Annotated in this window: 16 protein-coding genes; 6 read left to right on the top strand and 10 right to left on the bottom strand. The window is 66.5% G+C overall.

Annotated features, from left to right (window positions below):
* Positions 1-25: 25 nt before the first annotated feature.
* Positions 26-772 (top strand): type 1 glutamine amidotransferase domain-containing protein, encoded by a 747-nt coding sequence (locus DDF67_RS13050; protein WP_199229223.1) that lies wholly within the window; start codon positions 26-28, stop codon positions 770-772.
* Between the two features lie 27 nt (positions 773-799).
* On the opposite strand, the gene DDF67_RS13045 is transcribed toward DDF67_RS13050, so the two are convergent.
* Positions 800-1714 (bottom strand): LysR family transcriptional regulator, encoded by a 915-nt coding sequence (locus tag DDF67_RS13045; RefSeq protein WP_109101317.1) that lies wholly within the window; start codon positions 1712-1714, stop codon positions 800-802.
* Positions 1715-1807: 93 nt separating this feature from the next.
* On the opposite strand from DDF67_RS13045, the gene DDF67_RS13040 reads away from it, so the two are divergent.
* The gene (locus DDF67_RS13040; protein WP_109101316.1) at positions 1808-2287 is read left to right on the top strand and encodes an NAD(P)H-binding protein; all 480 of its coding nucleotides are present in this window, start codon (positions 1808-1810) and stop codon (positions 2285-2287) included.
* A gap of 89 nt (positions 2288-2376) precedes the next feature.
* On the opposite strand, the gene DDF67_RS13035 is transcribed toward DDF67_RS13040, so the two are convergent.
* Both DDF67_RS13035 and DDF67_RS13030 read right to left on the bottom strand, forming a co-directional pair.
* Positions 2377-3132: a hypothetical protein gene (locus DDF67_RS13035; protein WP_109101315.1), complete on the bottom strand. Its 756-nt coding sequence runs from the start codon at positions 3130-3132 to the stop codon at positions 2377-2379.
* Between the two features lie 49 nt (positions 3133-3181).
* A complete protein-coding gene (locus tag DDF67_RS13030; RefSeq protein WP_109101314.1) occupies positions 3182-3526 on the bottom strand; it encodes a hypothetical protein in 345 nt (114 codons plus the stop codon).
* 1894 nt (positions 3527-5420) lie between these two features.
* On the opposite strand from DDF67_RS13030, the gene DDF67_RS25335 reads away from it, so the two are divergent.
* Positions 5421-5876, top strand: coding sequence for a hypothetical protein (locus tag DDF67_RS25335; RefSeq protein ID WP_146198025.1), 456 nt, complete (start codon positions 5421-5423; stop codon positions 5874-5876).
* Positions 5877-6233: 357 nt separating this feature from the next.
* On the opposite strand, the gene DDF67_RS13025 is transcribed toward DDF67_RS25335, so the two are convergent.
* The 4 genes from DDF67_RS13025 to DDF67_RS13010 form a co-directional block, all read right to left on the bottom strand.
* Positions 6234-7253 (bottom strand): tetratricopeptide repeat protein, encoded by a 1020-nt coding sequence (locus DDF67_RS13025; RefSeq protein ID WP_146198024.1) that lies wholly within the window; start codon positions 7251-7253, stop codon positions 6234-6236.
* 203 nt (positions 7254-7456) lie between these two features.
* Complete coding sequence (gene arsC, locus DDF67_RS13020; RefSeq protein ID WP_109101312.1) at positions 7457-7870, bottom strand: arsenate reductase (glutaredoxin); 414 nt, start codon at positions 7868-7870, stop codon at positions 7457-7459.
* Entirely contained in the window at positions 7867-8538 is a 672-nt protein-coding gene (locus tag DDF67_RS13015) for an MIP/aquaporin family protein (RefSeq protein ID WP_109101311.1), read from the bottom strand. Before DDF67_RS13015 ends, arsC (DDF67_RS13020) begins: the two co-directional genes overlap by 4 nt.
* A 2-nt stretch (positions 8539-8540) precedes the next feature.
* Entirely contained in the window at positions 8541-8909 is a 369-nt protein-coding gene (locus DDF67_RS13010; RefSeq protein WP_109101306.1) for an ArsR/SmtB family transcription factor, read from the bottom strand.
* Between the two features lie 53 nt (positions 8910-8962).
* On the opposite strand from DDF67_RS13010, the gene arsH reads away from it, so the two are divergent.
* Positions 8963-9697, top strand: a complete 735-nt coding sequence (gene arsH, locus DDF67_RS13005) for an arsenical resistance protein ArsH (RefSeq protein ID WP_109101310.1) — start codon at positions 8963-8965, stop codon at positions 9695-9697.
* Complete coding sequence (locus DDF67_RS13000; RefSeq protein WP_109101309.1) at positions 9694-10203, top strand: arsinothricin resistance N-acetyltransferase ArsN1 family A; 510 nt, start codon at positions 9694-9696, stop codon at positions 10201-10203. The genes arsH and DDF67_RS13000 overlap by 4 nt, the downstream gene beginning before the upstream one ends.
* 116 nt (positions 10204-10319) lie before the next feature.
* Here DDF67_RS13000 and arsC (DDF67_RS12995) read toward each other — a convergent pair whose 3' ends face one another.
* From arsC (DDF67_RS12995) to DDF67_RS12985, 3 genes are read right to left on the bottom strand one after another with little or no spacing between them, the layout of a single operon-like run.
* Entirely contained in the window at positions 10320-10733 is a 414-nt protein-coding gene (arsC, locus tag DDF67_RS12995; RefSeq protein WP_109101308.1) for an arsenate reductase (glutaredoxin), read from the bottom strand.
* Positions 10730-11401 carry an MIP/aquaporin family protein gene (locus DDF67_RS12990; RefSeq protein ID WP_109101307.1) on the bottom strand — a complete coding sequence of 224 codons (672 nt, stop codon included), beginning with the start codon at positions 11399-11401 and terminating at the stop codon, positions 10730-10732. The genes arsC (DDF67_RS12995) and DDF67_RS12990 overlap by 4 nt, the downstream gene beginning before the upstream one ends.
* A gap of 2 nt (positions 11402-11403) precedes the next feature.
* Positions 11404-11772, bottom strand: coding sequence for an ArsR/SmtB family transcription factor (locus tag DDF67_RS12985; RefSeq protein WP_109101306.1), 369 nt, complete (start codon positions 11770-11772; stop codon positions 11404-11406).
* Positions 11773-11825: 53 nt separating this feature from the next.
* Here DDF67_RS12985 and DDF67_RS12980 point away from each other — a divergent pair.
* Positions 11826-12034, top strand: a 209-nt coding sequence (locus tag DDF67_RS12980; RefSeq protein ID WP_199229222.1) for an NADPH-dependent FMN reductase, incomplete at its 3' end; no start/stop codon positions are given.

Raw genomic sequence — 12034 nt, 5'->3', positions numbered from 1 at the left:
GCCCTCCTGACAAGAAAGACCGTCCATGAGTTTCATCGCCATGGCCGCCGCCCTGGAGCTGGCGGCCGCAAACCCCAAGATCGCACCGCCGTCGCCCAAGCCGGTCCTCATCGTCGTGACCAGTCATGGCCAGAAGGGGCCGGGCGGGGCTCCGACCGGCTACTTCCTCTCCGAGGTCACCCATCCGTTGGCCGTGTTCGAGGCCGCGAAGATCCCCGTCGAGTTTGCGTCCATCCAGGGCGGCGAGCCGCCGGTTGACGGGCTCGAATTGGATGATCCGGTCAACGCCCGCTACTGGAAGAGCGAAGGCTTCCGAGCGTCCATGCGCATGACAATGCGCCTTGAGGCAGTCGATCCTGGACGCTACGCGGCGGTGTTCTTCGCCGGCGGCCACGGCGCGATGTGGGATTTCCCGGGCGACGGGGCGGTCCAGCGCGTGGCAAGCGCCGTCTATGAACAGGGCGGCGTGGTCTCGGCCGTATGTCATGGACCGGCGGCCCTCGTGGACGTCAGGCTGACGGGCGGCGATTACCTCGTAGCGGGCAAAAAGCTCGCCGCCTTCACCGACAGCGAGGAGCGAGCGGTCGGCTTGGACGCGACCGTCCCGTTCCTGCTGGCCAGCAAGCTTAAGTCCCGCGGCGCGCTCCATCAGACCGGGCCGGACTGGACCGCTAAGGTCGTGGTCGACGGTAAACTGGTTACGGGCCAGAACCCGCAATCGGCCACGGGCGTAGCCGAGGCGGTGCGCGATCTCGTGCTCGCGGGCCGTTAACGGAGGGCTCACCGGGCGCTCGGCGACCTATGTCGGACTACCGGCCCGTGCATAAGTCGTCAGGCCCTCGACCAGGGCGTCGAACACGATGCGGATGCGGCGCACGTCGCGCAGGTCTTCATGAGTGACCACGAAGGTCTCCAGGCCGATGGCCAGGTCGGGAACAACCCGTTCCAACGACGGGTCGCGCGCGGCCAGGCCCAACTGGCAGAAGCCCACGCCCAGGCCGGCGCGGATCGCCGCCAACTGAGCCAGATCGCTATCGGCGCGAAACGCGAAGTCCTCGGGGCCAAGATCGACCCCGCTCGCCGCCTTGATCGCGCGCACGCCAGCTGTTGGGGTCTCGAAACCGACGAGAGGCAGGGCCTTGGCCTCTGCCAGGGACGCGGGACGGCCCCAGGCGTCCAGTAAGTCCTTGTGACCATGCAGGCCCAGGGCGATGGTCCCGACGCGCTTGGCCACCAAGGCTTCCTGGACTGGCCGGATCATGCGCACGGCGATGTCGGCCTCGCGGCGCAGCAGGTCTTCGGCCAAGTTGGTCAAGGCTAGTTCGAAGACCAAAGCGGGATGCGCCTTGCTGATCCGGGCCAGGATCGGCGGCAGCACCTCCATGCCGATCACCTCGCTGGCCGTTATGCGCACCACCCCGGCGGCCGCGCCCGCCTCGGCCGAGGCCGTACGCGCGAACGCAGCGGCTGCGGCCGCCATGGCTTCGGCGGGCGCGGCCAGCTCGCGCGCCAACGCCGTCGGCGTCAGCCCCGTCGGAGACCTCGTGAAGAGCGCCACGCCAAGATGCCGCTCCAGATCCTCGATCCGGCGGCGCACGGTCGGCTGGGCGGTTCCCAGCATCCTGGCTGCGCCCGAGAGGCTGCCTTCGCGCAAGACCGACAGGAAGGCGCGCTGCTGTTCCCAATCGATCGTCTCGGCGGCGGGCATACTCATAAAAAATCGACTAGCTGACTGGCAAATTCTGTCAATTTCTGATGGGCAAGGCCGCGGGCATCCTCACGACATCAATCGCTTGAGGAGCCCGTCATGACTGAAGTTGAAACCCGCACCGCCCTGGTTCTCGGCGCCAATGGCGGCGTTGGCGGCGAAACCGCCGCGGCGCTCGCCCGTCACGGCTGGAAGGTCCGCGCCCTGGTTCGCGCCCCCGCCAGATCCGCGCCTCGCGCGGGATGGGACTACGTAATCGGGGACGCCATGGACCGCGACGCCGTGGTTGCGGCGGCCAGGGGCGCGAACGTTATCGTCCACGCCGTCAATCCGCCCGGCTACCGCGGCTGGAACAAGCTCGTCCTGTCGGCGACCCGCCTGCTGCGCGCCCGGCAGAAGGCTCTGGGACAGCGCCGCACGCCCGTGATCGCCCTAACCGCCAACACCGCGCAGAGCGACGTCGCCGCATGCCTCGCCGCGGGCGCCGATTTGCACATCGCCAAGCCCTTGCGTCCCGCGGCCCTGCTGGAGGCCATCGCCGGGTTCGCAGGCCGGCGCGGCGACCAGGCCGCCGCATAGCCCGGTCGGCGGCGCGGCCGAAAGGCTTGCGGTCAAGGAAAAGCCCCGGGGCCTTGGCCCGGGGCTCCTCAGCGGTCGCCTCGCCGCGCTTAGGCGCCGGGCGTCAGGCCAGGGCGGCTCTCGGTCTCGCGCCGCCGCTGCTCGTCCTCGGCGATCTCGGTATCGCCGCCGCCAGCGAAGGACCGCTCTTCGCCGCGATAGAGATCGCGCTCGCGCCGCACCTGTTCGACAGTGTAGGGATCGGTGGACTCATCGAACCGGGACCAGCCAGACTGGCGATAAAGCGCGCCGCGCGAGACTGCGTCGACGCCGCGCCGACCGTTGAGGATCCGCTCGATTTCGCCGGCCCGGTCCTCGTCGGCCCGGACGCTGACGAGCGTCCCGCCGCGGCGAACGCCCTCGGCATAGACATTGGCCTCGGCGTCGTCATGGCCAGCTTCCTTCAGCGCGCCCAGGAGGCCGCCCGTGGCCCCGCCGGCGACCGCGCCCACCGCCGCGCCGACGGCCGTGGAGGCCAGCCAGCCGGCCGCCACCACCGGACCTAGGCCCGGAATGGCCAGCATTCCCAGGCCGGCCAGCAGGCCCGCGCCGCCGCCGATCAGGCCGCCGGTGGTCGCGCCCTTGCCGGCGCCTTCGGCCACGTCGTTCTCGCCGTCCCGGTTGGCGTCGCCCAGGGGGCCGTTGGAGAAGCTGCGGCCGGTGCGCCAGTCGCCGGCATGCCAATTGTCGGCGTTGTTGGACACCAGGCTGATGCGGTCGTCGTCGACGCCGGCCCGCTGCAGGTCTTCGACCGCGTCGAGGGCTTGGGCATGGGTGTCGAACAGGCGCGTGATGGTTCTGGTCATGGCGAGTTCCTCTCAGAGTTTTTTGATGAGTTCGGGCGTGGGCGAGCGGCTACTGCGCCGTGACCGCGCCCTTGTAGTCGACCGAGACGCTGGTCTCCCTGCCGTCCTTGGTCGCCTTGCCTTGCCACAGGCCATCGCCGTTCTGGGTCAGCGGGCCCACGGCGGTGTAGCCGGCTGACTCGATGGCCCCCTTGGCCTGGTTTTCGGTAAAGGAGCTGGCGCCGGCGGTGGGGCCCGCGTCCCCCGTCGTCGGCGTGGTGTCGACGGCCGTGTTGCGGGGCTCTTGCGAAGTCGAAACCGCCGGCCCCTCCGCCTTGTCGGCGGTCTCGGCCTTGGGGCCGCAGGCCGTCAACAGCGCTGCGGCGGCGGCGAGGGTAATCGCGGATCTGAGCATGGTTTTCTCCCTGTCGTGCGGGGGAGAAATCTCGGCGCCAGGAAGCGGTTCCTTAGCGTCAGCACGAACGATTGGCGCCTTCGGCTTGGAGCCTGGAGCCGCCAAGCGCTCATGAGCTCGCTTTGGAGCGGTGATCCTTCCTAAGAGGTCAGAAGGGCCTCGGTCGGTCTCGCTACCGTTTGTGAACCTCCGAGGAGGCAATCCAGAGGCCAGCTAACGGCAGCTATTGGCGCGATCTGGTCGGACGCGGTCGCAGCAAAGGCCGGGAGGGCGGGTGGCGGACTTCACTAACCATTCACACCTTGTCGTGCACTTGTATCTGAAAGTTGTGGTCGTTATCTTTCTCAACTAGAGAATTGCTGACTCACTGGAAGGCGATGAGGTAGAAGGTGTTGGCAGACCGACATGAGTAGCTACGTGGTCGATAGGGCGCTGCGCCGATGAGCTCTACGATGGTCTAGGCCGCCGGACTGGTCACACTTGCGATTGGTATTGTCGCCTTTATCGGCGGTTATCGGGTTTCGGCGCAGTGGCTTAGAAACGTCCCGCACTACAAGCTCGCGGATCAAGCCGATACCTTGCCTGAGACAGCGGGGTTGATTGGCCTGCTACTTCCACGATCACTGAAAGCAATCTGGGTTGGGCTCTGTACTCTCGTCGCAACGATGTTGTCTGGCGCGTTGCATTTCTTTGCCGTCGATGCCGCCTTCGCCGAACACCGCGGCGGCGGCGTTCTGTCGAACATCCTACTCTACCTCTCCGCTTTGGTTTTTTGAGGCGGGATAATGTTTGGCTGCGGCATGGTTTGGGTACCGTTGGTTCGAGGCCGCAAGCTGTCCCTCCCAGCCCGTGAGCGCCTTGAGCGGACCCCATGAATGTCGCCCAAGAGGCGGTCTCGCTCTGCACCCGGCGGGCTAAACGTCCGGCTGCTTGAGGAATGCCGACCGCAGGTTCTGCGCTTTCACATTAACCGTGAAGTGGTAGCCTCACAAACCAAGCTATTGCATCGCATGGCAGCCATGGGCGGAGATGTAGGTAGTTTCGATACGCCATCGCTCACGAGGCGTGGAGCGATGGAGCAGCCACGATCCGCAGTCGACATCGACGACTGCCTTCGTCGCATCTCGATTGAAGGCGACGCGGCTGAATTCCATGCCGCTTGCCGCGAGTCGAGTTCGCAACTTGAGGCATGCCTTGAGGCTAGCCGGCCGCCCTCTCATGCGAGCGTCATGGCCCGTGCTCGAGTACGCATCGGCCAATTCGATCGTGGGTGCGCGAGAAGCAGTCTCACGCACTGGGCTGCTCGACGTTTCAGCGATTTGTTCGATTACCTCGCATTCGCGGGGCTCTACGTGCTGCAACCGGTTGCGGGCTGTGACCTTTCCCCCGATACGTCCAGGGCAGCTCAGAAAGATAACATCCATCGATGGCTTGCCGCGCATGGCAAGGCCGATCGCGTCCGCGCGGCGGGCGGCACTCCGCGCTGACCCATTCCCGTGCCAACCTTCGCTATGCACTTAACTTTAAGAAATCCCTTGGTCTGGCTCGCTGTCCTCGGACTGCTCACCTCTTCATGCAAGCCCGAAGGCTCGGCGGGCTTTGAACCTTACCCAAAGAAGCCCGGGTTCGTCGATTTGACACGACCTAATTGCTCGGCAGGGTATAAGTCGTTTCTCGACTATGCCAAGGCTGGCATAAGCTCCATCGCTGGCTACGAGGCGATCCAGCCAACAGAGTCCGGGGGTCCACTCAAGCCTGCCTTTGGGCGAAGGTACTTGTGTATGCTGTCGAGGGCGATGGACGGATCTACGTCTTCACGGTTCGAGGCCACCCCGCGCACCCAGCTGTCGTAATCAAGTCCACGCACGTCGGGTCGGAAGGCGTATCGTGGACTGTGAACGGTTGCGGTTGGGGTGACCGAAGGGCGTATCTTCAATTTGAAGCTGCATCGCAAGTCCTTGCATGGCAATATCGCCACGAGATCGGGCAAAGCCTGCCGCCGGATGCGAAGGTGGCTTTGGCGCATGTCGATTTGACCGAGGTCTTCGCCGAACCGGCCGACATGGTCGCCAAAGTCGCCGACCGCGCGGTGCGTCTGAACGCCTTGGCGCAGCCTGCGACACATATCATTGCCCTTCGACCTGACGCGGACTATCCGCCTACGATCGCGTTCGATTGGTTGCAGGCGCCGCCCCGCACGGCGAATAAATACGAAGTTATGGAAGCCGCATCAGTCGATTACACAAGCGACGAGGGGGCCGCAGCTATGGCAGCGTGGTGCGGGCGAGAGCGGAGCGAACGCCCAAGCTTTGCGCTCAAGCGCAAGAGCGCACAGCCACCTGGGAAATGATCAAGGCAATGTAGCGCTAACAAGCATCGAGTTCTGCTGCAGTTTGTGATCGAGCTCGATCCCGTCGCAGTGCGGCCGTTTGCCTTCCTTCGCCGGTCTTTGCCGAGTGAATCACCGCCTCCTGCGCAAAAGTTGGCGGAGCGGCAGCAAGATGATCTAGACCTACATGCTTGATCAGTTGCAGGGAAGTGGGCCCTTCCAAGATGGGCAGTCAACCGCCGCGCCAAACTTCGCCTTAGTGGAAGGACGTCAACGTCTGATAATGGCGCACTCCCTCTCAACGCTCTGCGTCCCAAGCGGCGCCGACGAACGCTGTCGCCTGCCGTCGCGCCGCTAAAGCGACCAGCCTTGCGACGATTACCCCTTTTCCGCGAAAATGGCCGCCTGCGATCCAACGGGCAGTGCCTCACCGTCCGCCTTGTCCTTCAGCTCGGCCATAAGCTGGGCGGCGTATTTGGCGCGTGGGCCGCCGTGCGGGTTGCCGGCCACCGGGGCCATCATCTCGCACGCCTCGGCATAGGCCTTGGCCTGAATGAACATCCGCGCGGCGGTCATCCGGATCAGTGAGGCCTGTGGCGCAATCTCCGCCGCCCGAACGATGACGTTGAGGGTGTTTTCGGACGGAACCGGCTCAAGCGACTTGGTCTGGGCGTAGCCGAACAGCGCCATGTAGTCATTGGGGTCGATCTTGTGGATCCGACCCAGGTACTTGGCGGCATCGGCGTAGATGGCCTGCACCTCGTCGCGGCTTGCCTTGTCGCGGACGGCCTGGCGAGCCGAGGACAGGCGGCTGGCGGCCATGATTTGCAGTGCCTCCAGGTCCTGGGGGCGCTCCTCGAGCAACGCCTTCAGCATGACCTCGCACTGCTTACGGTCGCCCAGGTCGCATTCGGCCCGGGCAAGAACTCGGCGGCTGTAAAACTCGTTGGGCCGCTTGGCGGCGATCTTGCGCACCTTGGCCAGGAAGGCGGCCGCCTCGGCCGGCGGAATGTCCCGCTTGAGTTGCTGGACTTCCAAAATCAGGTCGTCGGCCCCCTCTGGCAGGCGCGAAAAGGCGATTTCCGGGGCCGGCGGCGGTTCACGCTTCAGCTCGACCCCATGCAGGTTGTCCATGTAATTGAGCAGGGCCTTTTCCAGGGTCTTGCTGTCCTGGCCGTAGACCTTGGTCCACGTCGCCATGGGATCACCGCCCTCGCGCACGGCCGCAAGGTAGCGGCTCAGCTGCCCACGCCGGGCCTTGTCGTTCCAGACATAGTGGGTCAGCAGCCAGGACTGGGCGTAATAGACGCCCCGGTCATCCATCAACATCGGCGGCGGCGAGGTTGGAAGCTCAGCGACCGGGCCGCCTTGCAGCCCTGGCCGGTTGTCCTTCAGCACCTCGAGGGGCTGGCCATGGTCACGCGCCGCGCCAATCCCAATGGCCCTCAGCCGACCGTGCGGTGCATCGACGTCTCGACGGTAGTTCCACGTGAGAAAAAGCCGAAGGGCTGAATGTCGCCTTTGCGTGGGTGTGCAAATGGCGGCTATTGGCGCGGCTCGGCCGGCACCCGGCTGTCACCGAGCAGGCGCAGGGTAAGGGGCTAAAGCCTGACCACCTCGCCGTCCTCGTTCGTGAAACTCTCCGGCTTGCGGTCCAGCAGGTCGAGCACGACCTCCGACGGGCGGCAGAGGTTCACGCCCTTCGGCGTGACGACGATGGGGCGGTTCACGAGGATCGGGTGCTCAATCATGGCGTCGAGGATACGGTCTTCGGCGACGTCGTCCGCCAGCAATCCCAGCGCCTCGGCGGGCGTGCCCTTCTCTCGCATCAACTGGCGGAGCGTCAGGCCAGCCCGCGCGGCGAGGTCGGTCAATTGCTCCCGCGTCCAGCCCGCCTGGAGGTATTCGACGACGTCCGGCTCGTAGCCCGCAGCCTGGACCATAGCGACCGTGTTGCGCGAGGTGCCGCAGGCCGGGTTGTGGAAGATCGTGATGGGGAACGCAGCGTCGGTCATGTTGTCGTGTCCGGTTTGAGGAGCCAGCCGAAGACGCCTGCCGCGAGCAGGGCGCCGACGAACTGGGCGAGGATGAAGGCGGGGGCGCTGGAGGGGGCGATCCCGGCGAAGGTGTCCGACAGGCTACGGGCCAGGGTCACCGCCGGGTTGGCGAACGAGGTCGAGGCGGTGAACCAATAGGCGGCGGTGATGTAGAGGCCGACGGCCAGCGCCGTGCTCTCCGGCCGGAACCGCACCGTGCCGAGGATGGCGGCGACGAGGCCGAAGGTGGCCACGACCTCGGCGAAGGCTTGGCCCCCGCCGTCACGCAGCTTGCTCGAGACCTGAAGGATGGGCTCGCCGAACATGGCGTGCGCCGACCAGGCGCCCAGCATCGCGCCCATCACCTGGGCAACCGGATAGGTCAGAGCCAGACGCCACGGCATGTCGCGCCGCAAGGCCGCCACCAGGGTCACAGCCGGGTTGAAATGCGCGCCGGAGATCGGCCCGAACACCCAGATCAGCACCACCAGAGCCGCGCCCGTGGCCAGGGTGTTGCCTAGCAGGGCGATAGCGACGTTCCCGCCCGCCAGCCGCTCGCCCATGAGCCCAGAGCCGATCACGACGGCCAGCAGCAGGGCCGAGCCCAGGCCTTCGGCGACGAGGCGGCGAACCGGACTGAACGTCATGGTCAGCAGGCGGAGCCGGGCGCGCAGGCCGGGCCGCAGCCTTGGGCGCCGGCGACGATGGAGCCCAGCGGCGCGCAAATCTCCGGCACGCCGTTGCAGCAGTCCTCCATCAGGAAGCCCAGGAGGCCGCTCATGGCGTCATAGTCGGCGGAGTAGATGATCGACCGCCCCTCGCGTCGGGAGACGATCAGGCCCGCATGCGAGAGGATGTTCAGGTTCGCCGACAGGCTGTTGGGCAGGACGTTCAGGGTCCGCGCGATGTCGCCCGCCGCGACGCCATCGGGTCCGCCCCTCACCAGCAGGCGGAAGATGGCCAGGCGTCCCTCGTGGCCGAGGGCGGAGAGCATGTTGACAGCGGACTTCGATTCCATATTTCCAATATGCTCGAATTATCTCTCAGTTCAATGACGCCCTCGGAGGCTCCGTGACCGACTTCCCGGCTCTCGATCCGAAGTTCCTCGCCCAGGCCGACTTGGGACGGCTGGAGGTCGGCGCACCGTCGACTCATCCGCCGCGCATCCTGCTGCTCTACGGGTCGCTGCGGGCGCGGTCGTTCAGCCGCCTGCTGGTCGAGGAAGCCGCGCGCATCCTCCAGGCCCTGGGCTGCGAAACCCGCATCTTCGATCCGCGCGAGCTGCCCTTGCCCGACGTCACCGGCCCGGAGCATCCAAAGGTCCAGGAACTGCGGGCGCTGTCCTTGTGGTCGGAGGGGCAGGTCTGGTGCAGCCCGGAGCGCCACGGGGCCATCAGCGGCGTCATGAAGGCTCAGATCGACTGGATACCGCTGGAGGTCGGCAGTGTGCGGCCGACCCAGGGGCGGACCCTGGCCGTCATGCAGGTCAGCGGCGGGTCGCAGTCGTTCAACGCGGTCAACACCCTGCGCCTCTTGGGGCGGTGGATGCGGATGATCACCATTCCCAACCAGTCGTCGGTCGCCATGGCCTACAAGGAGTTCGACGAGAACGACCGCATGAAGCCATCGAGCTACTACGACCGTGTGGTCGACGTGATGGAGGAACTGGTGAAGTTCACGCTGCTGACCCGGGACCGGGCCGACTACCTCGTCGACCGCTACAGCGAGCGCAAGGCCAGCGGGCGCATCCCCGAACACGTCGCCCTGGCCGCCGAGGCCATGAATCACGAGGTTGCTTCCGCATGACCGCCGCCACGCTCGCCACCCGCCCGGCCACGCCCGACGACGCTGCGGCCATGGCCGACATCTACAACGAGGGCATCGTCGACCGCATCGCCACCTTCGAGACCAACCCGCGCTCAGCAGCGGACCTCGCCGGGTGGTTCGACGGCAAGCATCCCATTGTCGCCGTCGTCGACCAGGGCGGCCAGGTCGTCGGCTACGCGGCGACGTTCTCCTATGCCGACCGCTGCTGCTACGCGGGCATCGCGGAGTTTTCGGTCTATGTCCGTCGCTCGCATCGCGGCCAGGGCGTGGGCGCGCTGGCCATGAACGCGCTGATCACCGAGGCGACGAAGGCCGGCTTCTGGAAGCTGCTGTCGCGGGTCTTCGTCGAGAACAAGGCCAGCCTCGGGCTGATGCGCTCACTCGGCTTCCGGGAGGTCGGCGTGCACGAGAAGCACGGCAAACTAGACGGCGTCTGGCGGGACGTGGTGGCGGTCGAGAGGGTGATCGAAGCCAACTTGGGCTGACGCGAAGCGCCGCGGCAACGGGCTGCGAATGTCGCCTTTCTGGAGGTAGGCCAAGGTCGGCTCATGGCGCGGCCCCGCCGGCGCCTGGCTGTCGCCGAGGAGATGCAGGGTAGGGGCTAGAGTCTCACCACCTCGCCGTCCTCCTTCGTGAAACTCTCTGGCTTGCGGTCCAGCAGGTCGAGCACGACCTCCGACGGGCGGCAGAGGTTGACGCCCTTCGGGGTAACGACGATGGGCCGGTTCACGAGAATAGGGTGCTCGACCATGGCGTCGAGGATGCGGCCCTCGCCGACGCCGTCGTCCAGCAGCCCCAGCGCCTCGGCGGGCGTGCCCTTCTCCCGCATCAACTGGCGGAGCGTCAGGCCAGCGCGCTTGGCGAGGTCGGTCAGTTGCTCGCGCGTCCAGCCCGCTTGGAGATACTCGACGACCTGCGGCTCGTAGCCCGCTGCCCGGACCATGGCGACGGTGTTGCGCGAGGTGCCGCAGGCGGGATTGTGGAAGATCGTAATGGGGAAGGCGGGGTCGCTCATGAGGTCGTATCCGGCTTGAGGAGCCAGCCGAAGACGCCTGCCGCGAGCAGGGCGCCGACGAACTGGGCGAGGATGAAGGCGGGGACGCTGGAGGGCGCGATCCCGGCGAAGGTATCCGACAGGCTTCGGGCCAGGGTCACCGCCGGGTTGGCGAAAGAGGTTGAGGCGGTGAACCAATAGGCGGCGGTGATGTAGAGGCCGACGGCCAGAGCCGTGCTCTCGGGCCGGAACCGCACCGTGCCGAAGATGGCGGCGAGGAGGCCAAAGGTGGCCACGACCTCGGCGAAGGCTTGCCCCCCGCCGCCACGCAGCTTGGTCGAGACCTGAAAGATCGGCTCGCCGAACATGGCGTGCGCCGCCCAGACGCCCAGCACTGCGCCCACCACCTGGGCGACCGGATAGGCCAAGGCCAGACGCCAGCAAATGTCTCGCCGCAAGGCCGCCACCAGGGTCACCGCCGGGTTAAAGTGCGCGCCGGAGATCGGACCGAACACCCAGATCAGCACCACCAGAGCCGCGCCGGTGGCCAAGGTGTTGCCCAGCAAGGCGATAGCGACGTTCCCGCCCGCCAGCCGCTCGCCCATGATACCCGAGCCGATTACCACAGCCAGCAGCAGGGCCGTGCCCAGGCCTTCGGCGACGAGGCGGCGAACCGGACTGAACGTCATGGTCAGCAGGCGGAGCCGGGCGCGCAGGCCGGGCCGCAGCCTTGGGCGCCGGCGACGATGGAGCCCAGCGGCGCGCAAATCTCCGGCACGCCGTTGCAGCAGTCCTCCATCAGGAAGCCCAGGAGGCCGCTCATGGCGTCATAGTCGGCGGAGTAGATGATCGACCGCCCCTCGCGTCGGGAGACGATCAGGCCCGCATGCGAGAGGATGTTCAGGTTCGCCGACAGGCTGTTGGGCAGGACGTTCAGGGTCCGCGCGATGTCGCCCGCCGCGACGCCATCGGGTCCGCCCCTCACCAGCAGGCGGAAGATGGCCAGGCGTCCCTCGTGGCCGAGGGCGGAGAGCATGTTGACAGCGGACTTCGATTCCATATTTCCAATATGCTCGAATTATCTCTCAGTTCAATGACGCCCTCGGAGGCTCCGTGACCGACTTCCCGGCTCTCGATCCGAAGTTCCTCGCCCAGGCCGACTTGGGACGGCTGGAGGTCGGCGCACCGTCGACTCATCCGCCGCGCATCCTGCTGCTCTACGGGTCGCTGCGGGCGCGGTCGTTCAGCCGCCTGCTGGTCGAGGAAGCCGCGCGCATCCTCCAGGCCCTGGGCTGCGAAACCCGCATCTTCGATCCGCGCGA

Source organism: Caulobacter endophyticus, assembly GCF_003116815.1.
GTDB classification, from domain to species: Bacteria; Pseudomonadota; Alphaproteobacteria; order Caulobacterales; family Caulobacteraceae; genus Caulobacter; species Caulobacter endophyticus.
This window is presented reverse-complemented; position numbering and strand designations above follow the sequence as displayed.

Bases quoted from the DNA above. Each gene is read 5' to 3' on its own strand.
- DDF67_RS13000 (WP_109101309.1), top strand. From the start codon at position 9,694: ATGACCGCCGCCACGCTCGCCACCCGCCCGGCCACGCCCGACGACGCT.
- DDF67_RS13030 (WP_109101314.1), bottom strand. From the start codon at position 3,526: ATGCTCAGATCCGCGATTACCCTCGCCGCCGCCGCAGCGCTGTTGACG.
- DDF67_RS13035 (WP_109101315.1), bottom strand. From the start codon at position 3,132: ATGACCAGAACCATCACGCGCCTGTTCGACACCCATGCCCAAGCCCTC.
- DDF67_RS13015 (WP_109101311.1), bottom strand. From the start codon at position 8,538: ATGACGTTCAGTCCGGTTCGCCGCCTCGTCGCCGAAGGCCTGGGCTCG.
- DDF67_RS13040 (WP_109101316.1), top strand. From the start codon at position 1,808: ATGACTGAAGTTGAAACCCGCACCGCCCTGGTTCTCGGCGCCAATGGC.
- DDF67_RS13045 (WP_109101317.1), bottom strand. From the start codon at position 1,714: ATGAGTATGCCCGCCGCCGAGACGATCGATTGGGAACAGCAGCGCGCC.
- DDF67_RS13010 (WP_109101306.1), bottom strand. From the start codon at position 8,909: ATGGAATCGAAGTCCGCTGTCAACATGCTCTCCGCCCTCGGCCACGAG.
- DDF67_RS12990 (WP_109101307.1), bottom strand. From the start codon at position 11,401: ATGACGTTCAGTCCGGTTCGCCGCCTCGTCGCCGAAGGCCTGGGCACG.
- arsC (WP_109101308.1), bottom strand. From the start codon at position 10,733: ATGAGCGACCCCGCCTTCCCCATTACGATCTTCCACAATCCCGCCTGC.
- DDF67_RS13050 (WP_199229223.1), top strand. From the start codon at position 26: ATGAGTTTCATCGCCATGGCCGCCGCCCTGGAGCTGGCGGCCGCAAAC.
- DDF67_RS12985 (WP_109101306.1), bottom strand. From the start codon at position 11,772: ATGGAATCGAAGTCCGCTGTCAACATGCTCTCCGCCCTCGGCCACGAG.
- arsC (WP_109101312.1), bottom strand. From the start codon at position 7,870: ATGACCGACGCTGCGTTCCCCATCACGATCTTCCACAACCCGGCCTGC.